12 protein-coding genes are annotated in these 21,869 nt (G+C 70.2%); 8 read left to right on the top strand and 4 right to left on the bottom strand.

The annotated features are described in order from the left end of the window. Window positions 1-2: 2 nt before the first annotated feature. Window positions 3-1,655, top strand: coding sequence for a BREX-2 system adenine-specific DNA-methyltransferase PglX (gene pglX, locus ACFOYX_RS03360; protein WP_377533817.1), 1,653 nt, complete (start codon window positions 3-5; stop codon window positions 1,653-1,655). Window positions 1,656-1,706: 51 nt separating this feature from the next. Further along, window positions 1,707-2,954, top strand: coding sequence for a hypothetical protein (locus ACFOYX_RS03355; RefSeq protein ID WP_322441972.1), 1,248 nt, complete (start codon window positions 1,707-1,709; stop codon window positions 2,952-2,954). Between the two features lie 228 nt (window positions 2,955-3,182). Here ACFOYX_RS03355 and ACFOYX_RS03350 read toward each other — a convergent pair whose 3' ends face one another. Beyond that, complete coding sequence (locus ACFOYX_RS03350; RefSeq protein WP_322441971.1) at window positions 3,183-3,998, bottom strand: hypothetical protein; 816 nt, start codon at window positions 3,996-3,998, stop codon at window positions 3,183-3,185. 501 nt (window positions 3,999-4,499) lie between these two features. Here ACFOYX_RS03350 and ACFOYX_RS03345 point away from each other — a divergent pair. The 3 genes from ACFOYX_RS03345 to ACFOYX_RS03335 all read left to right on the top strand — a co-directional run bounded on the left by ACFOYX_RS03345 (window position 4,500) and on the right by ACFOYX_RS03335 (window position 7,488). Continuing rightward, the gene (locus ACFOYX_RS03345) at window positions 4,500-5,036 is read left to right on the top strand and encodes a hypothetical protein (protein ID WP_322441970.1); all 537 of its coding nucleotides are present in this window, start codon (window positions 4,500-4,502) and stop codon (window positions 5,034-5,036) included. A gap of 206 nt (window positions 5,037-5,242) precedes the next feature. Continuing rightward, complete coding sequence (locus tag ACFOYX_RS03340; RefSeq protein WP_322441969.1) at window positions 5,243-7,012, top strand: sialidase family protein; 1,770 nt, start codon at window positions 5,243-5,245, stop codon at window positions 7,010-7,012. Next, window positions 7,009-7,488, top strand: coding sequence for a hypothetical protein (locus ACFOYX_RS03335; protein WP_322441968.1), 480 nt, complete (start codon window positions 7,009-7,011; stop codon window positions 7,486-7,488). The genes ACFOYX_RS03340 and ACFOYX_RS03335 overlap by 4 nt, the downstream gene beginning before the upstream one ends. Window positions 7,489-7,536: 48 nt before the next feature. On the opposite strand, the gene ACFOYX_RS03330 is transcribed toward ACFOYX_RS03335, so the two are convergent. The 3 genes from ACFOYX_RS03330 to ACFOYX_RS03320 form a co-directional block, all read right to left on the bottom strand. After that, window positions 7,537-9,012, bottom strand: coding sequence for a hypothetical protein (locus ACFOYX_RS03330; protein ID WP_322441967.1), 1,476 nt, complete (start codon window positions 9,010-9,012; stop codon window positions 7,537-7,539). Next, window positions 9,009-10,229, bottom strand: coding sequence for a hypothetical protein (locus ACFOYX_RS03325; protein ID WP_322441966.1), 1,221 nt, complete (start codon window positions 10,227-10,229; stop codon window positions 9,009-9,011). The genes ACFOYX_RS03330 and ACFOYX_RS03325 overlap by 4 nt, the downstream gene beginning before the upstream one ends. A 331-nt stretch (window positions 10,230-10,560) precedes the next feature. Then, on the bottom strand, window positions 10,561-13,863 hold the full coding sequence (locus tag ACFOYX_RS03320; RefSeq protein WP_322441965.1) for a hypothetical protein: 3,303 nt from the start codon (window positions 13,861-13,863) through the stop codon (window positions 10,561-10,563). A gap of 194 nt (window positions 13,864-14,057) precedes the next feature. On the opposite strand from ACFOYX_RS03320, the gene ACFOYX_RS03315 reads away from it, so the two are divergent. Genes ACFOYX_RS03315 through brxD form a run of 3 tightly spaced genes read left to right on the top strand, consistent with a single transcriptional unit; the run spans window position 14,058 to window position 21,867 of the window. Beyond that, window positions 14,058-17,819: a hypothetical protein gene (locus ACFOYX_RS03315; protein ID WP_322441964.1), complete on the top strand. Its 3,762-nt coding sequence runs from the start codon at window positions 14,058-14,060 to the stop codon at window positions 17,817-17,819. Then, window positions 17,816-20,557: a BREX-2 system phosphatase PglZ gene (pglZ, locus tag ACFOYX_RS03310; protein ID WP_322441963.1), complete on the top strand. Its 2,742-nt coding sequence runs from the start codon at window positions 17,816-17,818 to the stop codon at window positions 20,555-20,557. Before ACFOYX_RS03315 ends, pglZ begins: the two co-directional genes overlap by 4 nt. Further along, window positions 20,554-21,867 carry a BREX system ATP-binding protein BrxD gene (gene brxD / locus ACFOYX_RS03305; protein WP_322441962.1) on the top strand — a complete coding sequence of 438 codons (1,314 nt, stop codon included), beginning with the start codon at window positions 20,554-20,556 and terminating at the stop codon, window positions 21,865-21,867. The genes pglZ and brxD overlap by 4 nt, the downstream gene beginning before the upstream one ends. The last annotated feature ends 2 nt before the right edge of the window (window positions 21,868-21,869 follow it).

Here is a 21,869-nt window from a genome sequence, read left to right as displayed (position 1 = left end):
TCATATCCCTACCTTGCAGCGGCCCTGGCCCTTGGTATGAGTGGCATCAGCTGACACGTGACTCGGGGGTGCACGAGTGGACGATTTGCTCAGCTTTTGTCGCTACGCATAACCACTTTGTGTTGGAGCGGGGCGGAAAAGTTTTCAAGCACTCAGCGCTCATCATCAAGCTGCCAAAGGATGCGTCCGAGGAGCAGCACGTGCGGCTCTTGGGCCTGCTTAACAGCTCCACCGCCTGTTTTTGGCTCAAACAGCAGAGCTACGGTGGCGGCGGAGATCCATTAGGCGATGATGGGGCTCGCGTGAGTGCTGAGCCTTGGTCGGAGCGGTACCAGTTCAACGGGACGAATCTCGCACGGTTTCCGCTGCCGTCTGCGTACCCCCTCCAACTGAGCCGGGAGATCGACGGCCTGGCGCAGCGGCTCGCCACGGTGACCCCGATGGCGGTCGCGGCCTCCGGCGTGCCCAGCCGCGAGCGGCTGGCTGCCGCTCGCGACGAGTGGCACTCGACCCGGGCGCGGATGATCGCATTGCAGGAGGAGTTGGACTGGCAGGTCTACTCGCTCTACGGGCTGTTGGACGAGGAGTTGACCGCCCCAGCCGGCTCGGTGCCGGAGTTGAAGCTGGGGGAGCGGGCGTTCGAGATCGTGCTCGCCCGCAAGGTCAAGGCGGCTGAGGCGGAGACGCAGTGGTTCGCCCGGCACGGGTCGACGCCGATCACCGAGCTGCCGGCGCACTGGTCGGACGAGTACCGCGCGGTGGTGGAGCGGCGGATCGCGGTCATCGAGGGCAACCGCAACATCGGGTTGATCGAGCGGCCGGAGTGCAAGCGGCGGTGGGCCAGCGAGGGCTGGGACGTCATGCAGGCCAAGGCGCTGCGGGACTGGCTGCTGGACCGGTGCGAGGCGCCTGAGCTGTGGTACCAGCACGTCGACGGGCTGGAGCAGCCGCGCCCGCTGACCACCGCCCAGCTTGCCGACGAGTTGCGCCGCGACGCCGACGTGCTCACCGTCGCCAACCTCTACGCGCCCGGTCAGGACCTCGGCAAGGTGATCGCCGACCTGGTGGCCGACGAGCACGTGCCGCACCTGGCCGCGCTGCGCTACAAGGACTCCGGCCTGGCCAAGCGCGCCGACTGGGAGCAGGTGTGGGACCTGCAGCGGCAGGAGGACGCGCTGCCCGACGAGGCGGCGAAGCGGGAGTTCCGCAAGGGCATCCCGGTGCCGCCGAAGTACGCCTCGGCGGACTTCCTCAAGACCAGCTACTGGCGGCACCGGGGCAAGCTCGACGTGCCCAAGGAGCGGTTCGTGTCGTACCCGGGTGCCAGCCGCGACGGTGACCCGTCGCTGCTGGTCGGCTGGGCCGGCTGGGACCACGGCGAGCAGGCCCAGGCCCTGGCTACCCTGATCGTCGCCCGCGAGCAGGAGGACGGCTGGGCCGCCGACCGGCTGTTGCCGCTGGTCGCGGGGTTGCGCGAGATCCTGCCCTGGGTACGCCAGTGGCACGGCGAGTTCGACCCAGAGTGGGGTGCCTCGCCGGCGGACATCTACGCCGGCTTCCTCGCCGAAACCACCAACCGCCTCCACCTCACCGACGAGGCGCTCACGTCGTGGCGCCCGCCCAAGGCCACCCGTGGCCGCAGAGCGAAGCAGTGAACAAAGCAGAAAGCGTCGCTGTCTACCCTTCCCGCACGTCAGGAGCCGACAATGGATAACGAGATTCAGCTGATCAGTGACGGCGACGGGCTGGCGGTCATCGGAGATCCGACGGCCGTCGAACGCTTCCTCGTCTCCGAGGGGCTGCAGTCGAAGGACCTCGGACTACATCGGCTCGGACCTGCCCTTGGTAAGGCGGCGGGAGTCGCACAGGCAGGTTCCGAGATCGCCGCCAACTCGGGTCGCTGGATGAAATTGACTGCGGAGTCCGCGAAGGTCGCGGACAAGTTCCCGATGGTCACGAACTCGGTCTCCGGCAACGCCCATGCCACTCTGAGGGCGCAGAATGGCCAATTCGTCAAGAACCTCCAGTTCGTGAAGGGATCGCATCTGACCAACCCTGCGCTCCTGGCTGGCGCAGCGGGGCTCATGGCGCAGGTTGCGATGCAACAGAGCATGAAGGAGATCACCGACTATCTCGCCACGATCGACGAGAAGGTCGACGATGTGCTACGCGCCCAGAAGGACGCCGTGTTGGCCCGCATGATCGGAGTCGGCTTCGTCATCGAGGAGGCCATGACCATCCGAGAGGCGAGGGGCCGGGTCGACGAGGTCACGTGGTCGAAGGTGCAGGGGGCGCCGGCGACGATCGCAGAAACCCAGGCGTACGCGTTGCGTCAACTCGACGCACTCGCGGAGAAGCTGGAGCGCAAGACCACGATCGGTGATCTCGCCAAGGCGGCCAAGGAAGCAGAGTCCAAGGGACAGGAGTGGCTCGTCGTCTTGGCTCGCTGCTTCCAGCTGCAGGACGCGATCGCTGTGCTTGAACTCGACCGGGTGCTGGACGCGTCGCCGGGGGAGTTGGACGGGCATCGCCTCGGGCTGAGGGCTGCCCGGCAGAACCGGCTGGAACTCATCTCCCGGTGCACCGAGCGACTGCTGGCCCGGATGGACGCGGCTGCGGGCAGAGCCAATGCCAAGGTGCTGCTGAATCCGATGGACTCCCCGGCTGTGGTGAAGTCGAGCAACCATGTCTCGATCGCCATCGTCGAGTTCCACGGGCGGCTCGGGATCGAGGGCGATCGACAGTCATCGGAGGCGAGACGATGGACGGACGCGGCCAAGGAGGCGAGGGACAAGGCGCTCGAGACGGGAGCAGACGGCGTTGGTGCCGCCAGGCGCCTCGGCGACGAGACCCTCGGCCGAGCCAAATGGGCGACGGGCAAGCTCTCCAGCCGGATCGCCGAGCGAACACTCCGTCGGCGCGGGGACGACGAGGAACGCGACGAGGAAGGCTGAGTGGGCGCCCCCGCGGGGCTCCTGCCGGCGTTGCGAAGCAGCGTGCCCGCGAGCGCGCCGATAAGGCTCAGCGGGACAGGCTGATCGCGGCGCGGACGTCGTGACGGTCGCCCCCGTTGAGGTAGTCCGGGTTCGCCTCGTCTCCTGGGTCAGCCTGTGCCGGTCGCTCCGCGGAGCGACCGGCACAGGGCGTAACGGTAGGCCGACGGGACGCCAGGCCTGGCCGTGTCATCGCAACCGGGTGGCGATCAGGCTTCGGGTCGGCTCGCTGAACTGCCGCGCGATGAACTGGTTGAGCCGTTCCGGATCGGGCTCCACGCGGCGAGCCTCCGCTACCTCGTCCCAGGTTTCGTAATCGCATGGGTCTCCAGCCGTCACCAGCCCGATGCCGTGTTCCCGAGCAGCGTCGGCGACCTCGGCGACCGCCTCGGCGAGCGCCAGGGCCTGGCTCCGCGGTACGTGAAGCAGTACGTAGGATCGCGTCGCCGCTCGTCGATGCGCCAGTGCCTCATATACCGCCTGCACGTTGACGGCCCATGAGCCCTTGACCTCAAACGTGTTGACCTCTAGGTGTTTGCCTGGCACGTACTGGAATGTCCGCAGCTCGACGCTGGCAATGTCCGGCCGCGTCCAGATGCCATTGTGGCCAGCTGCCAGGGCTGTCGTCTCGACGGCGAGCAGGTCCTGTCGATGGTCCCGGGCCCATGCGTCCTCAATGACCGCGCGCATTGGTTCGTACAGTTCCGGTTCGCTCGTGAAGACTCCCTCAGCGGCTGCGAGGCCAGGTTGCCCGAATCTCAGGGCGGAGGCTACCGGCGTCTCGTCGGACTCCTCGCGTTGGACGCGGCGGACGACTCCGCCCTTGCCCGGCCCACGGCTCACCAGCCCCATGTCGACGAGTGCGTCCCGGGCAGCAAAGTATCGGTCGAGCTTCCACTTGAGAAAGTGCCGCAGGGACGGATTGCTGACCGAGGAGCCGTCCCGCGGCAGTGCGCTGAGCAAGGTCAGCTGATCTTCGGTGAGTGCTGATCGGCCAGCGTCCATGCCGAAGCTTACAAGCGGGGAAGGCGAGCGACGTCAAGACCGCGCAGCTCATGTTTTCCGCAGGGATTATTTCGGACAAATTGGAAGACTTGCTCCTCGTGGAACGGGGTTGAGTCCTGCTGAGGCCCCGCTGTAACTCCGAGTCGACCGAACCCGCGACAATCCGGGGCGGCGCTGCATAGAGATGCATGAGTCGATCCGCTTATCGTCGGGATGGCCCAACCGGGTCGTTGACTCCTACTGCATCGGGAGCTATCCATGACGGTTCCAGACTACGTCTGGGAGATGGTGCGACGGCGGGCGCCAGCAGGGTCGCCTGTTGTTCCCGGGAGTACACCGGTTGTGGCGTTCGGCGACCCATCGCGAGCTGGGGTCGCCACCTTGGGGATCAACCCGAGTGCGGTCGAGTTCCGGTACAAGGGTGAGTTCCTTCGGGGTGGGGAGCGTCGACTCGCGACGCTCGCATCCTTGGGCGCGGCAGGTCTGGAGAGTCTCACTGCCGTGCAGGTCGCGGAGGTTTTCCGAGACTGCGCCGAGTATTTCCACCGAAACCCCTACCGACGTTGGTTCGATCCCCTCGACTCTCTCCTCGACGCCGGCACAGGCACCAGTTACTACCGAGGCAACGCATGCCATCTCGACCTCGTGCAGTGGGCCACCGACCCGGTCTGGGGCCGGATCAAGGACTCAACGGTGCGGCGGGCACTGCTTGAGGACGGTGTGCCCCACCTGCGGGCACAGTTGAGGCAGGAGAGCATCCGCCTGGTCCTACTCAACGGACGAACGGTCGTTCGGCAGGTTCAGCGGACGCGGATCGCAGACCTGGCTCAGGTTGGTGTGCTGCCGTTGGGTGCCACCACCTGCGCCCTGTTCAGCGGGCAGGTGGAGCATGTGCAATTCCTCGGGTGGTCAGCCAACCTTCAGAGCAGCTTCGGTGTCAGCAAGGGCTTCAGGAGGAGGCTGGGTGAGTGGCTGGCCGAACAGGTGGCCGAGGGCCGATTCAATCGGCAGGCATTGACCGCGACGTCGGTGGCCTGATCGTCCAGGACTCACGGCTGAGGGGACGACGCGCCCCTCTATTCGGAAAATCCCCCCACACCCGCCCGATAAGGGCATCCGGCGTGCGACATCTTGTCCACGGTGTTACGACTGGCCTGCGGCGAACGATGCAACATTCGTATCGGCGCGCGGACGTGGCCGAGGAAGGCAGGGATGTCATGGAGCTACGTGCCAGGAGGACCCGGGTGCCCCGTTCGGTGGCGCTCGCGGCCGCGACGCTGCTGGTGATGGCGATCGGCGGAGTGACTGCCGCCGAGGCGGCCACCCCGGGTGCCGGGACGGTGTCCTCGACCAGCCCGACCGCCACCTGGACCGGCGGGCCGTTCGCGGTGCCCAACGCCACGGCGACGACCGGCACGCTGACGTGCAACGCCGCAGCGCCCTGTGACGACTACGCGCTCACCGTCGACGTCCCGGCAGGGTACGACGCCGCCAACGACCTCAAGATCAAGGTGAGCTGGCCCAACACCGCCGCCGACTTCGACGTCTACCTCTACGACAGCAGCGGCGCCGAGGTGGGGCAGGCGGCCTCGACCGCCGACCCGGAGACCCTGGTCGTGCCGCCGGTGGCCGGTCGGTACACGGTGCGGATCGTGCCGTTCGCCCCGCTGGGCGAAAGCTACTCGGCGACCGCCGAGCTCGCGGCGAAGCCGGCCGCTCCGCCGCCAGGGCCGGTGGGTGCCGCCTCCTTCACCAACTACCCGGCACCCGGGACGCTGCCGCGCGCCCATGACGCCGGAGAGCCGTCGATCGGGGTCAACTGGAAGACCGGCAAGGTCATGTACCAGGCGTACACCGACACGTACCGGGTCTCCTTCGACGACACGAAGTCCCCGGCCACCGCGGCGTGGGAGGACAAGAGTGGCCACCTGCCCAAGTGCACGGCCAACGCCTCGCTGGACCCGATCCTGTTCACCGACCACGACACGGGCCGCACGTACGAGTCGCAACTGGCCGGCAAGACCTCGCTGATGTGCTACACGGACGACGACGGCGCGACCTGGACCCCGTCGCAGGGTGGGGGCATCAACTCCGGCGTCGACCACCAGACCGTCGGCGGCGGCCGCTGGTCACCCAACGGCGTTGGCGGCACCCCGCTCTACCCGAACGCCGTCTACTACTGCTCGCAGGACATCGCCGACGCGCTTTGCGCGACCAGTCGCGACGGGGGGCTGACCTTCGGCCCGGCCGTGCCGATGTACACCCTGCTGGACTGCGGCGGCCTGCACGGGCACGTCAAGGTCTCCCCGAAGGACGGCACGGTCTACGTACCCAACAAGGGCTGCGGCGGCAACCAGGCCGTCGCGGTCTCCGAGGACAACGGCCTGACCTGGCAGGTACGCAAGGTGCCGACCAGCCTGCCGGCGGACAGCGACCCGTCGGTGGGCATCGGCTCGGACGGCACGGTCTACTTCGGCTACCAGAACGCCGACGGCCACGCGCACGTCGCGGTCTCGCACGACAAGGGCCGCACCTGGGAGAGCGACCAGGATGTCGGCGCCGCGCTGGGCGTAAAAAACGTCGTGTTCCCGGCCGTCGTCGCCGGCGACCCCGACCGGGCCGCGTTCGCCTTCCTCGGCACGACGACCGGCGGCAACTACCAGGACGCCACCAACTTCACCGGCGAGTGGCACCTGTACGTCACCGTCACCTACGACGGCGGGCGCACCTGGTCGCTGACCGACGCGACGCCGAACGACGCCGTGCAGAAGGGTTCGATCTGCACCGGCGGCACCACCTGCGGCACTGACCGGAACCTGCTCGACTTCATGGACGTCCAGCTGGACAAGCAGGGCCGCGTCCTCGTCGGGTACGCCGACGGATGCACCGGCGCCTGCGCCACCGGCGGCGCGCAGAACTTCGACGCGCTGGCCACCATCGCCCGGCAGAGCGGCGGGAAGTCGCTGTTCGCCGCGTCCGACCCGGTCACCACGGCGAAGGTGAAGAGGAAGTGATCCGCGTACGAGTAGGTGCTCTCGTGCTCGCCGCCGCCGCAGCCCTCACCGGCTGCGGCGGCGCCGCCGACGAGACGGACCTCGGCGATCCGGACGCCCCCGGTGCGGCGGAGCCCCGAGCCGGATCCTCGGCCGCCACCCTCGTCTGCGCCGACGCGGCGACGGCCGTGCCGCGGCCCACCGCGCTCCCGGGCGAGGTTCCGCTGCCGTCCGACGCCGTCCTCACCGGCTCCGAGGAGCGGTCCGGCGGGCGGCTGGTGGTCACGGCGGTGACGCCGGGCGACTTCCGCTCGACCCTCGCGTTCATGCAGCGGGCCTACCCGGCGGCCGGGCTGACGCTCAAGGAGGGTGAGGTCGAGGACCGCGACGCGGAGTCGAACTTCGCCGGCAAGGGTCTGGTCGGGCGCTGGACGCTGCGCGAGATACCGGACTGCGACGGCGACACCCTGGTCACCGTGCTCGTGGCCAGGGCCTGACGGTGGCGCCGAGGCCGAGCAGCACCCCGCTCGGCCTCGGCCAGGCCCTCAGAGAACCTTGCCTGCCTTGCGGAGCCAGGCGAGGGCCAGGTCGTCGAGGGCCGTTGCGTCCAGCGGGGCGTCGATGTGCTCGACGAGCCCGGTGAGGTTGCTCGCGCCGCTGGGCCGGGTCGTCCCGACGAACGCACGCTGCACCCAGGCGAGGTCGGTGGGAGGCACCATCGCGAACTCCCGGCCGGCAATGGTGAGGCTTCCCTGGAACAGGCGCGTCTGGTCTTCGATGAGCTGCGCGATCGCATTTCGCGACGAGGCGTCACCGGCCTTGACCTGGCCGACGAACAGGACGAAGGCGCGCGGCGGCGACACTGCCTCGTTGACGACCAGCACCGCGTCGTCAACGAACAGCTTGCCGACCTTGCCGCTCACTCCTGGTGCGAACAGCGCCGCTTGCGGCTTGACCGCCCGCCAGGCAGGCTGTGCGCCCTCGCGGATCGCCGCCGTGTTGAGCGTTGCGGCGAGGCTCTCTGCCCGGCGTAGGCCACGGCCCATCGCGGCCTGATATGCCGGGCTCGCGGTACCGACCGCCTCGGCCAGCGCCGCCCGTATGCGCAGCACCAGGCCCTTCACCGCCTCCTCATCGGCAGCGTTCACCGCCTCCAAGCTCGCCAACTTGCGCCCCAGCCGGCCCCACGCGTTGGGGGACGCCTCGATCGCGGGTGCGAGGTGGCGCCAGTAGAGCGTGCGGCCCCTGATGCCGGCCGCGCGCTGCTTCCTGAGCAGCTCGGCCACGGCGTCGCCGAGCCGCGCCAGCATCCCCAGCGCGTCCTGGTCGGGAAGCTGCTTCGACAGCGCCTTCGTCGCCTGCTGTACGGCCTTCACGTATTCGGACGACCGACCGAGAGCCGAGGTCGATGACTTCTTCGTGCTGAGCATTCCGAGCTTGGCGCAGAGGTCGTCCTTCGCCGCGGTCAGCTCGGCCTGGTCGAAGCCGCTTGCGGCGTCCTGCCATCGGGCGAGTGCCCGACGGAGCGGATCGAAGGCCGGATCGCCGTGCAGGGCGCCCGAGTTCAGCCCGGCCTCCAGCTTGCCGAGCTTTGTCACCGGTGCCGGGTTGAACCCGGGTGTGCCCCGCGCCGGCAGCCACTTCATCGCCGTTTCGATGTTGACGATCTCCTGCCGGATCTGGTCGCCCAGCGGCTTCTCTGCCTTGTTCGCCGCCTCGCGGAGAACGTCGCGCAGCGCCTTCGCCTTCTTTGCCAGGAGGAGATCCGAGATCCACGAGTCGGGGTGCAGCGTCTTGCGCCAGTACGCGTAGCGGAAGTCGTGCGCCGCCTGCTCCGCGCCCTTGGCGAACTGAGCGGCCTGGCGCAGCACGGTGGAGACGCCGACGAGGAACTTCGGCGGGGTGTGCTCGGTCAGCTCCCGGGCCGCGCGGGCGACCGCGGTGGCCGTCGGACGCTCGGCCCGGGCGGCGGCCTCGAACAGCTCCTCCGCCGAGTTGGCGATCGCGTCGCCGGCGGTCATGGCGTCGCCTGTGCGTTGACGCGCATGACGGTTTCGGCCGCGCCGAAAACGAGGGCCGGCACCAGGCCGGGCACGGCCGATCCCACGAGCCCCACCACGGATGCCTCGACCGCTCGAATGCTCGGTGGCACGGCGAGCGACTGTGCCGGGTCGAGCACCGCACGATGGGCGTCGCTCTGATCGGAGTACTGGCTCGCATCGTGGAACAGGTTCCACAGCGCCGACACCACGCCGAGCGCGACCCCGACCGGCGGCGCCGCGATGCCGACGGCGATGTTCACCCCAGTGACCAGGTGCGACAAGCCGTCGTACTCGTCAGATCCATGGGTGACCGACCTGGCGGCGGCGTGGACGGCGGACGGCGGGCGGTGCCCGAGCTCCGTCATTGCCGCGTCTATGACCAGCGGATAGCGCCAGGGGCCGCGTGGCGTCGGCATGTTGCGGGTGAACGGGTTGGTCAAGTTCGTGCCGAGGAACAGTCTCGACGATGTCAGGCCGGCGCCGCTCTGCTCGCCCGTGACGGTGTCGGCGGGCCACTGGCCACCGTCGCGGACGTCCTTTCGCACCGAGTCGATCGCGTCGGTGACGATCTCCAGCTCCTCGAGGATCCGGGCCAGCAGCGCCTTGTCGCTGATCGCCGGATCGGTGCCGACCAGCCACGCGGCGAGCGGCCAGTACTGGGTGACCTGCTGGACGCGCTCCGCCCGCCGCAGCTCGAAGGCGCGCAGGTGCAGCACGCCCTTGTCGACGATGTAGCGCAGGTTGGAATTGCGGCTCGCGTAGTCGATCTGGGACCCGACGCTCCGGCGCTCCTGCTCGATCACCTTGTTCGATGGGCCGAGGTCGATCAGCATCGAGCGCAGCGCGACGAGGTGAGGACCCGGGCGCAAGGTGAGGCGCCATCGCGTCCCCCGCAGGTAGGAGATCGGCAGCGTGGCGACACCCGGACCGGCCAGGAACGTCTCGCGGGCAGCTTGCACCTGCTCCTCGCTGATGTCCAGCCGAGCATCGACGATTTCGCGGGCCCGCTGCTCGATCTCGACGAGCTGCGGCACGATCTCGTAGACGGCCTCGTTGGCCTGGTCGTAGACGGCTTGGGTCAGCTCACCGATCCGGTGCGCCTCGACCTTCTCGATCAGCTCCAGCAGGGCCGGCCATCCGCCGAAGCTGAGACATTCGAGCACCGTGTCCGCCATGGTGGCCGGCTCGCTGGTCACCTTGACCGTCCGCTCCTCCTTGGGTAACTCCGCCAGCGCGATGTCGAGAGTGACCATCGCCGTCGCCACCCGCGCCGGATCGACCTGCTGGTGCCGCAGCAGTCCCGAGCGCAGCTCCTCGTCGCGTTGGGCGGCCGTGCGCGGGTCGGGCAGCACTGTGCTGATCACCAGTGGCAGCGGCGCCCCGACCTCCGTGGACGACTGCGCCGCCGGATCACCGGTGGAAGCCGCGTTGCGCTGCGCCGTCGGCGAACGCCGCTGCCGGGTCACGCGACGCTGCTCGCTCACCGCAGCGGCCTTGCGCGTCGTACCGGTCACCGTCGCGACCGCTCTACGGTTCGGGGTCCGGCACGGGCTGCGGCTCGGCCGATCGCTCGGCCGTCACGACCTCGATCCGCAGCGGATTCGTGGGCGCCGGGTCGTCGTACATCTTGTTGTCGACCCGCAGCCGACGGCGGCGTGCCTCCTCGGCGACGAGGTCGGCTTCCGCCGTGGCCCTGCGCGCCTCGATGTTGAGCATCTTGCGCTCGTGCGGCCCGCAACCGTCGCAGGACCCGAGCGTGGTGATGACGGTCATGCCGGGAGTTGGCAGGATGTAGTCGTCGGGCCGCATCCGCTCCTGTGCCGCCGTGGCATCCTTCGATGCCTTGTCCAGCGTCTCCTTGAGGTCCTTGATCAGTTTGGCGAGCTCCGTCTCGCCGACCGGGGTGAGCGGCAGCGCGAGCATGGGGCCGTTGTTCGCGACCACCCGCGGCTCGAAGAATCCCACCTTCAGCTGCGGCGCCAGGTCGGTGAGCAGCTTGAGCTGCTCGCCCGGTGGTAGCGCCTGGAAGAGCACGAACCGGTAGTAGTCGGCGTGCTCGTTGAGGTGGGCCATCAGCGCCTGCTCGCGTTCCATCGCGTCGGCGACCACCTCGAGGCCGTACTTCATCTCCAGCTTGTCGACCCAGTTGGCCGCGGCCTGCTCCTCGTTGGCGCCGCCGATCAGTTGCTGCTGGGTGAGCAGCGCGTCGCCCTCGGACGCCTTCGCCTCGTAGTCGCGCATCGCGTCCGAGAGCCGCTTGTGCGCCCCGACGAAGCCGCAGTCGTCCGGGCTGTACATGCCCTGGTCGCGGACCTGCCCGGTGAACCAGCCCCAGTTACCGAACCAGCCGTAGTACTCCTTGATGGCGGCGGCGAGGCCGGCCTCCTCCTTCTCGGTGTCCTTGAGGCCGGCAAGGTCGGACAGGCTCGGGAAGGTCGTCGACGGCACGGCGTCGACGAACGTGCGCGCGTAGTCGACCGTCAACTGGGTCGACGGGTTGCTGATCTCGCGGAGCTTCGACACCAGCGACGCCCCGATCTTGTTCTGGACCAGCGTCCGGAAGAGCCATCGCTGGGCCGACTGCCGGTTGGTCTCGGACGCCCGATGGGTGTCCGTCTCGGCGATCTGCTTGAACGCGGGGTTGTAGTCACCCGCAACGAGGAGGACGGCCGCCTTGCGGATCTCCTGCAGCGCGGCCGTGACGGCCTTGAGCTGGGGCGGCTCGGGTTTGACCGCCTGCGGCTGACCGCCGGCGGCCGGCTGTTGCTTGGCCCGCTCCCGGTCGAGTTCGGCGACCGTCTTCGACTTGGCCGCGATCGCCTCGGCCTCGGTCCAGGCGAACCCGTACGAGGCGAGCAGGCGGCACGCGGCGAACGCGTCGGCCAGCTCCTGGTTGAGCAGGGAGTTGCGCAGCGCCGTCTCGTTGGAGCGGACCAGCAGGTTGGTGAACGTGGTGCTACGGAGCGGGTTCTCAATCATCACGACGACCCGGACCCGGTCGGGCACGAACGTGGTCGTGACGGTGTAGTGCGCGAGCCGCTCGTGGTAGTCGAGCGTCAGCGAGTGGCAGGCGTTGCGGTTGCGGATGTGGCGGACGACGTCCTCGCTGCGGCCCGACTCCACCTGCTCGGTGATCTTCGTGACGCGCCGTGACCGCACCTTGGTGGTGGCACGCCGTACCGTCTCCTGCATGTGCTGCTGCGACGAGCGGGCGATGGAGCCCAGGTTGTTGCCGGAGCTGAGGCTGCCGTCGACGCCGATCTGGATCGACGCGACGCCGGGGCTGTAGCTGGCGTCCAGCGACGCGGACGCCTGGGCCTGGAACTCCTGCGAGGAGGTCATCTCGCGGAACACGTCCTCCGTGTCGCGGGTGGTGGACGTGAAGTCGGCAGTGATGTCGGTCTCGGTCTCGGCCGTCTGGTCCAGGGCCTTCGAGCGCCGCTCCCACTGCGACACCCGGATGGTCACCTCCTCGCCGGGGGCGAGGGCGATGCTCGACAGCAGGTTGCCGCGCGAAAACCCGACCAGCGTCCACTCCTGCCGCCACGGCAGGAAGACCGCCACCTGCAGCCCCTTGGGCCGGGGGATCGGCGCCGGCTTCGTGGCGGGCATCGGCGTCGGCGTGGTGGAGGAGGTACCGGAGCCGCCGTGCCCGTACGGCTTGCCGTGGATGTCAAACCAGTCGTACGTGAGCTCCAGCTCCTCGACCGGCTCGCGGCCGATGCCGGGCCATTCGATGCCCCCGAAGCCGCCGTCGAGGGGGTTCGGCGTGAGTCCGTCGCGCCCCGGGTTGGTGATGGCTTCCGGACCGAGCCGCAACTCCACCCGATGCCCGCCCACCTCGATCGTCGCCGAGCCGTCGCGACGCAGGGCGCCGGCGAGCCCGGGGTCGAGCGGCACACCGACCGGCCGGCCGTCAAGCGAGGGGACGACCGGATTGCCGAAGAAGCCGGCCGCGTCACCGATGATGAACCGCCGGGCCGCGGGCTGGTCGCCCACGCTGCGGGCCTCCGCGACGGGCGACAGCCGCACCGGCCGCACCGCGTCGCGGACCAGGCCGGGCACCACGATCGCGGTACGGGAGAGCAGCGCCCCCGCGACCTGCGGGGTCGCCGGCACGAGCACGTTGCCGCCGGCTGCGTCGATCGGACGGCCGGAGAGCACCGCGTCGATCCCGTTGTCGTCCAGCCGGACTGTGGTGACCCGGGGAGCGAGCCGCACGGCGGTCGGCGTACCCCCGTCGGCGTCCGTCGCGACCACCGTGACGGAACGACCGGCCCACAGCGCCGCGGCCTCCTCGGTGCTCAGCCGCGGCAGCACCTCGCGACCGCCGGCGGACACCGCTGCGCCGTCGACGACCGCCCGCACGTCCTCGACCGCGACAGTGGGTGGCGCGGCGGTGACCACGTCGATCGCACGGTCGCCTGCGGCGAAGGCGATGTCCAGCGGGACGCCGCCGAACGTCGCGGCGAGCGAGCCGCGGGGGAACTGTTCGCCCTGCAAGGGGCCGGCGGTCGCCGGTTGGCCGGCGCTCGCGGCGTGGACGGCGGAGCGGAGCGCCACCGCGTGGGGCTTGTCATCCGGGTCCCCCTCGTCGGGGTCCTCGCCGTCGCCGTAGACGGCACCGCTCTCCGCCACCACCAACGGCATGGCCGTGGTCTTGCCGTTGAGCTTGCCTTCCTTCTGCAACAGGACGAACTGTCCAAAGTCGAACCGGCGGGTCACACCCCACGACTTGAGGGGCTGCGCGCAATCCTCACCGAGGATCGGCTGTGCCCCCTTCACCACCGGTTCCCAGTCGGTCTCGGTACTCGTTTCGGCGTCGGTCATGGCGGCACCTTCTTTGGCCGTTGACGCTGGCTGGGCGGCACCAGCGTAGGCAGTGGCAATCGCAGCGAAACAGGCTTCTGACTGTCTGGTTTTGGCACCCGCCGGCGACTCCGTCGGAGGGCCTGGGTTGCGACAGTCGGGTGAGTGGACCTGCGCTGCCGCCAAACCCGGGCCGGACCGATACGGTAATCGGCATGTCACAGCCCACCCCTGCGCCGCTGCTCCGGGAGTTCATCGAGATCCCGGAGGGCACGAGCACGAGCGACTTCGTGCTCAAGCTCGCCGACAGTGTCGCCGACGCCGACGCCACCCTCCGCGACTACGTCGTCACGGATCGGCTGCTCGGCAACTTCGACGAGGCGCTCGGGTTGATCCGCACCGCGGTCGAGGGGCACGCCTCCAAGGCCGCCTACCTGCACGGCTCCTTCGGCTCCGGCAAGTCGCACTTCATGGCGGTGCTGCACGCGCTGCTGCGCGGCGAGGCCGCCGCCCGCGGCCGCGACGAACTGGCTCCGCTGGTCGCCAAGCACAGCGTCTGGCTGGACGGCCGCAAGTTCCTGCTGGTCCCGTACCACCTGCTCGACGCCCGCTCGCTGGAGCAGCGGGTCCTCGGTGGCTACGTCGACCGGGTACGCGCCCTGCACCCCGAGGCGCCCATCCCGGCGGTGCACCGGACCGACTCGCTGCTGGAGCAGGCCGCCTCGCTGCGGGAGAAGATCGGTGACAAGCAGTTCATCGACGGTCTGCCCGGCGGGGACGTCGAGGACGAGTGGGGCGAGAGCGAGACCTTCTGGACGTCCGAGCGCCTGGACCAGGCGTTCGCCGGCGCGTACTCCGACGAGCTGCGCCGCAAGCTCGTCAACGACCTGCTGACCAGCTGGAACAAGGGCTTCTTCAGCAATGCCCGGGAGGACGCCGAGGCCTTTGTCTCGCTCGACCGCGGCCTGACCGAGATCAGCCGGCACGCCAAGGAACTCGGCTACCACGGCCTGATCCTCTTCCTCGACGAGCTGATCCTCTGGCTGGCCAACTCGATCGGCGACCAGCAGTTCGTCTCCCGCGAGATCCAGAAGATCACCAACTTCGTCGAGGGCGGCGACACCCGCCGGCCCATCCCGGTGGTCAGCTTCATCGCCCGCCAGCGTGACCTGCGCGAACTCGTCGGCGAGGAGGTCACCGGCGCCAACGAGCTGAGCTACCAGGACACCCTCAACCTGGCCAGCGGCCGGTTCGACGTGATCAAGCTGGAGGACCGCAACCTCCCGGAGATCGCTCGCCGCCGGCTGCTCAAACCCCTCGACACCACGGCCGCCGCGGCGATCGGCAAGGCCTTCGACGCCACCACCAAGGTACGGCGGGAGGTGTTCGACACCCTGCTCGGCACGGACTCGGGCAGCGGCGCCGACATCGACGCCTTCCGGTCGACGTACCCGTTCAGCCCGGCCTTCCTCTCCACCCTGGTGCACGTCTCCAGCGCGCTGCAGCGCTCCCGGACCGCACTGAAGCTCATGCGCCAACTGTTGGTCGACCGCCGCGACACGCTGCGCCTCGGTCAGCTCGTCCCGCTCGGCGACCTCTATGACGTGATCAGCAGCGGCGGCGACCAGCCCTTCACCGAGAAGCTCAAAGCCGAGTTCGAGATGGCCCAGAAGCTGTACGACCTGAAGCTGCGCCCCTACCTCCTCGGCCAGTACGACCTCACCGACGACGACCTGGAGGCCGCCCGTCGGGGCACCGCGCTGCCGGGCGAGGTGGCCGGGCGGGTGCGCGCCTTCACCGGCGATGATCGGCTGGTGAAGACGCTGCTGCTGGCCGCCCTCGCGCCCAGCGTGCCGGCGCTGCGGAACCTGACCGCCCGGCGGCTTTCCGCGCTCAACCACGGCAGCATCACCAGCCCGATTCCCGGCGGTGAGGTTGCCCAGGTCAACCGCAAGCTCACCGACTGGGCCGGCCGGTTCGCCGAGATCCGCATCGGCGAGGGCGACGACCCGATCGTGTCGCTGGAGCTGGTCGGGGTGGACGTCGACAGCGTCCTCGCCACCGCCAAGCACTACGACAACGAGGGCGCCCGCAAGCACATGGTCCAGCGGCTGCTCTGGCAGCAGCTCGGTGTGCCGTGGAGCGACTCGTTCTTCGCCGAGGCCGGGCTGAGCTGGCGGGGCAGCCGCCGGGTCATCGAGCTGGTCTACGGCAACGTGCGGGACGTCAACGACATCCGGGACGAGGCGTTCCACCCGAACGACCCGACCGGCTGGCGGATGATCATCGACTATCCGTTCGACGACGGCAGCCACGGCCCGGCCGACGACCGGCAGCGGGTGCAGGAGCTGATCAGCCGGACGACATCCCGCACGGTGTGCTGGATCCCGGCCGCGCTCACCGTCGAACGCCGCACCGAGTTGGGCAAGCTCGTCATTATCGACAAGCTGCTCGAAGGGCAGCGCTTCGACAGCCACGCCGAGCACCTCAACCCCGACGACCGGCGCCGGGCGCACGGCGCGCTGACCAACCAGCGCAGCGCGCTGCTGGCCAAGATGCAGGCCGTGCTGCGCCAGGCGTACGGGCTGGCCGCCAAGCAGCCCACCGACGTCGTCCTCGGCTTCGACGACCACCTCCAGTCGCTCACCCGCGCGCTGGAGCCGAAGCTGCCCATGGGCGCCACCTTCAACGACGCGCTGCGCAGCATCGGCGACCAGATGCTCAGCCAGCAGTACCCGGCCCACCCGGACTTCGACCCAGACCGCAAGGGCGACCCGATCCGGCTTGCCGACGTCAAGGTGGTGCTCGACCACGTCCGCCGAGCGGTCGAGTCCCCCGAGGGGCGCGTCGAGGTCGACCGGACGCACCGGCAGACCGTGCGCCGGATCGCCAATCCGCTTCAGCTCGGCACCATGCACGAGGCGGCGTTCGTCATCGAGGGGCAATGGACCCAGCACTTCGAGCGCAAGGCCTCCAGCGAGGGCATCAAGGGTGAGCTGCGGGTGGCCGACCTGCTGCGCTGGATCGACGACCCGAGCCCGCGGGGCCTCGATCCGATCGTCGCGCAACTCGTGGTGGCGACCTTCGCCGAGCAGACCGACCGCGCCTTCTACTTTCACGGCAGCAAGGTGATCCCGGCCCCCGATCTCGGGAAGATCACCGCGGATCACACGCTCCGCGAGGAGCGGCTGCCCAGCGAGGAGGACTGGCAGGCGGCGCGGGCCCGCTCCGCGGCCATCTTCGGCGTCCAACCGCTCGACCTGCGCCGGGGCCGGTTGGTGGCGCTCTTCGGCCGCGACCTGACCGCCCAGGCGACTCGACACCGGGAAGCCGCGCACGGACTGGTCGCCCGGTTGGACCAGCACGCCACCTGGCTGGGAATCGACAAGGAGTCCGGTAACGGGCGGCTGGTCACCGCCCGCGCCGCCGCCGACCTGCTGGAGGCGCTGGCCAACGGGCGGTCGGCGGTGGAGACCGTTGAACGGCTCGCCCGTGCTGAACTCGCCGGCCCGGCCGACCGGACCGGCAAGAGCATCACGAGCGCCGCCCAGGTTTCGGCTGCTCTAGCCGCCGCGCCCTGGGACACCTTCCGACTGATCGAACGTCTACCGGCTCCATTCGACCGGGAGGCAGAATCGATCTTGACGGCCCTACGCCGGGCCGCACGGGAAGACGAGCTGACGAGTCGGCTTGATCCGGTCCTTCAGCGCGCGAAGGTGGACGCAACCAAACTGCTACAGCGAGCCATCGATGGCGGCCCTGGTCCTGGTCCTGGCACTGGTCCTGGTCCCGGTCCCGGTCCTGGTCCTGGCCCTGGTCCTGGTCCCGGTCCTGGTCCTGGTCCCGGTCCTGTTGGGCGGCAAGGAACCCGACGAGTGTCAGCTGATGATCTCGCGTCGGCAGTGGCAGATCTCCGCGCGTTCGCCAGCAAACACGGCGACGCGACCATCGAGGTGACCTGGAGAATCGTGCCGTGACTCAGGCACCCGCGCCATCCCAGGCGCTGCGGATCAACCCGGTGGCTCTGCGGCAGAAGGTGACGCAGCAGCTCGACCGGCACCGCAACGGTGAGGCGTACCCGGTGATGGTCGTGCGTGCCGAGCCGGCCTGGCCGCACGACCCGGCGATGCTGCTGCCCGGCGGACGCCCGGCCCGGGTCGTGCCGTGCGTCTCGCCGCTGGCCATCTGGGAGCACCTCGCCGCCGACCGCGGCGACGAGGTGCTTGTCCTGCTCACCGACATTCCCGAGTCCAGCCTCGGGCACGGGGTGCGGAGCCGGATCTTCCGGCAACGGGTGATCACCGTCGAGCCGTGGGACCTGGTCGTGGACGCCTTCGGCGCGCAACTGCCCGACAGCGCCTTGGAGCGGGAAGGGTGGGCCGGTGAGGCGCTGCTCGACGCGATGCCCCCCGCCGGCTGGCCGAAGCTCACCACCGCCGTGCTCACCCGCGACGTGGCGCTGCGGCACCTCGCCGCCGTACGCCTGGGTCTCGAGCGCCGGGGTGACAGCCCCGACGACCTGGACGTGACGACGCTGCTGCGGTGGAGTGCCGAGCCGGGCGCGGTCGAGGCGTTCGGGCTGCTCCGGGAGGCGGAGCGCGACGGCCTGGCCGGGTGGCTCATCGAGCAGTTCGGGCGGCCCGCCAAGGCGCTCTTCGCGCTCATCGCCGCCGGGCACGGCGCCGACGCGCTTCCGCTCGGTCTGGTCTGCGAGGCGCTGTGGACCACCGACACCGCCGAGGCGGTGCGGGCGCAGGGGCGGATCGACCAGTACTTCGGCAACCTCAACGACGACGTCACCGTGCACGGCTTCGCCGACGCCGCGGTCCAGGTGGTGAGCGGGATGCTGACCGCGCGCGATCGGGAATCGCGGCTGCAGGGGAACGCGGTGCTGGACCGGGCCGAGGAACTCCTCGTCCAGTTCAACGCGGCGGCCAGCGCCGGCCACAGCCCGATCCTCCGCACCGGCTTCACCCGGCGGATCACCGCCGCCGCGCAGGCGCTGCTGGCCGCGCTCCGCGACCCGGCCGACCGCGCGCTCGACGACGCGGTCGAAGCGCTCGCCGGGCACCGGCTGGCCGACGTGGAAGCCACCCGGGTCAACCGGATCCGGATGGCCCAGCGGCTCGTGCGCTGGCTCGGCACCGAGCAGGAGCCGCCGGCGAGCGTGGCCGACGGGGTGGACCAGCAGATCGGCCAGTGGGGCTGGGTCGACGTGGCGCTCAACCACGTCTGGGCCGGCGACGACGCCAACCCCGAGCTGCAGACCGCGTTCCGGGAGATCCACGACCGGGCACAGCAGCGGCGGCGGGACCTGGACCAGGCGTTCGCCGGTCGCCTCGCGGCGTGGGCCACCGCCGGCCCCGGCAACGACGGCGGCCTGCTCACCGTCGAAAACCTCCTGCCCCGGGTCATCGAACCGCTGGTCAAGGCCGACCGGCCGGTGCTGTTCGTCGTCCTCGACGGGATGAGCGCCGCCGTCGCCGTGCAGCTCGCCGACGAGCTGTCCCAGCACTGGGTCGAGTACGACCCGCTCGCCGGTGCCGGCTCAGGCCGCCGGCGGGGGATCGTGGCCGCCCTGCCCACCCTGACCGCGGTGTCCCGGACCTCGCTCTTCGCCGGCGCTCTCCGCATCGGAAACCAGGACCACGAGAAGAAGCTCTTCGCCGACGGCCGGTGGGGCAAGGGTTCCCGGGTCTTCCACAAGGGGCCGGCCAAGGGTGGGGCCGGCTGGGCGTACGCGGGCGAGCTGTTCGATGCGGTGGCCGGCACGGCGCCCGTGGTGGCCGTCGTGATCAACACCGTGGACGAGTCGCTGGCCCACGGCCGCGAAGGCGACGAACCCGGGTGGCAGCTCGACGACCTCGGCTTCCTGCGCAGCCTGCTCGACCAGGCCCGGTCCTCCGGACGCGCCGTCGTCATCACCAGCGACCACGGGCACGTGCTGGAGCGGGGCGGGCAGCATGTCAAGGCCCCCGACGCCGCCTCGGCCCGGCACCGCACCGGCCCCGGCCCGGTCGCCTCCGGTGAGGTGGAGCTGACCGGTCCGCGAGTGGTGGCCGACGGCGAACGGATCATCGCGCTGTGGGACCCGATGCTGCGCTACCGCCCCACCAAGGCGGGCTACCACGGCGGCGCGTCACTGGCCGAGGTCACCATCCCGCTGCTGGCGTACCTGATGCCCAATGCGACGCAGCCGCCGGCCGGCTGGGCTCCCGTCGAGACCAGTCCACCGGACTGGTGGCAGGCGTCGGCGACCCCTCCGGGTCCGGCTGCCCCCACGGCTCCGGTGCCTGCACCCCGGCCCCGCCGCAAGGCGCCGGCCGTCACCGGGGACGCGCTGTTTGACGTACCGGAGGTGGCGAGTGCCCCCGCGGCGGCGCCGCCGGCCGGAGAGGGCGATCTGGTGAGCGCGGTGCTGGCCACCGATCTGTTCGAGGCCCAGCACGGCCTGACCCCGCGGAAGGTGGACCGGAAGAAGATCGAGGCGGCGATGCGCGCGCTGGTCGAGGCCAAGGGTGTGCTGCCGCTGGCCGTGCTCGGTCAGCGGGCCGGTGAGCTGCCCGGGCGGGCGGGCGGATTCGTCAACACCCTGCAGCGGATCTTCAACGTCGACAACTACCCGGTGCTGTCGCAGATCGACGACGGGCGCACCGTCAAACTGGACACCGCCCTGCTGCGGACGCAGTTCGGCCTGCCGGGGGGCGGTCCGTGACCGCCGTGAGCCCGGCCCGGCGGCGGGAGGTCATCGACGCGTTGCGCCGGGGCGCCGTCCCGTCGGCGGGCCTGGACCTTTTCGCCGTCGGGCTCGACCGGTTCACCACCGCGGTGGGCGAGGACCTGGACACGGTCGCCACCGGCGGCTCGGTGTTCAAGGCGGTCCGCGGTGAGTACGGCTCCGGCAAGACCTTCTTCACCCGGTGGATCGCCGAGCGGGCGAAGCGCGCCAACTTCGCCACCGCCGAGGTGCAGATCTCCGAGAACGAGACCCCGCTGCACAAGCTGGAGACCGTGTACCGCCGGCTCACCGAGCGGCTCACCACCTCGACGTTTCCGCCGAGCGCCCTGCGACCCGTCGTCGACGGCTGGTTCTACGCGCTGGAGGAGGACGTCCTCGCGACGGGCGAGGTAGCCGCGGACGACTCGGACGCCCTCGATCGGGCGGTCGGGGTGCTGCTCGACCAGCGACTCGCCGCGGTCAGCCGCACGGCCCCCGCCTTCGCGGCCGCGCTCCGCGGCTACCGGACCGCCTCCCTCGCCCGTGATCCCGCCACCGCCGAAGCCGTCCTGGCCTGGCTCGGCGGGCAGCCGCACGTCGCCGCGTCGGCCCGCCGGGTCGCCGGGGTGCGCGGGGATCTCGACCATTTCGCCGCGCTCAGCTTCCTGCAGGGCCTGCTCGCGGTCCTGCGCGACAGCGGGCACCCCGGCCTGCTGCTGGTCCTCGACGAGGTCGAGACGCTGCAGCGGGTCCGCTCCGACGCCCGCGACAAGGCGCTCAACGCGCTGCGGCAGCTCATCGACGAGGTGCACTCCGGCCGCTTTCCCGGGCTCTACCTCGTCATCACCGGCACCCCGGCGTTCTACGAGGGGCCGCAGGGTGTGCAGCGGCTCGCACCACTCGCTCAGCGGCTTGCGGTGGACTTCACCACCGAGCCGCGCTTCGACAACCCTCGGGCGGTGCAGATCCGGCTGGCCGGCTTCACGGTTGACTCGCTCGTCGAGCTGGGCGGCCGGGTGCGGGACCTCTACGCCGACGGGTCCGCGGCGCCCGAGCGGGTCCGGTCCCTCGTGGATGACGCCTACCTGAGGGATCTGGCGCGGGCGGTCGCCGGCGGTCTGGGTGGCAAGGTGGGCGTGGCGCCGCGGTTGTTCCTCAAGAAGCTGGTGGGGGATGTGTTAGACCGGGTCGACCAGTTCGCTGCCTTCGACCCGCGGCAGCACTACGCGCTCACCCTCTCCGCCACCGAGATGACGGACGTGGAACGCAACGCGACCAGCGCCGACGAGATTTCACTGGACGTCTAGGT

The sequence above is a fragment of the Micromonospora sp. GCM10011541 genome (genome assembly GCF_042650725.1).
In the GTDB taxonomy this organism is placed as follows: domain Bacteria; phylum Actinomycetota; class Actinomycetes; order Mycobacteriales; family Micromonosporaceae; genus Micromonospora; species Micromonospora sicca.
This window is presented reverse-complemented; position numbering and strand designations above follow the sequence as displayed.

Bases quoted from the DNA above. Each gene is read 5' to 3' on its own strand.
- ACFOYX_RS03355 (WP_322441972.1), top strand. From the start codon at position 1,707: ATGGATAACGAGATTCAGCTGATCAGTGACGGCGACGGGCTGGCGGTC.
- ACFOYX_RS03350 (WP_322441971.1), bottom strand. From the start codon at position 3,998: ATGGACGCTGGCCGATCAGCACTCACCGAAGATCAGCTGACCTTGCTC.
- ACFOYX_RS03330 (WP_322441967.1), bottom strand. From the start codon at position 9,012: ATGACCGCCGGCGACGCGATCGCCAACTCGGCGGAGGAGCTGTTCGAG.
- ACFOYX_RS03320 (WP_322441965.1), bottom strand. From the start codon at position 13,863: ATGACCGACGCCGAAACGAGTACCGAGACCGACTGGGAACCGGTGGTG.
- ACFOYX_RS03315 (WP_322441964.1), top strand. From the start codon at position 14,058: ATGTCACAGCCCACCCCTGCGCCGCTGCTCCGGGAGTTCATCGAGATC.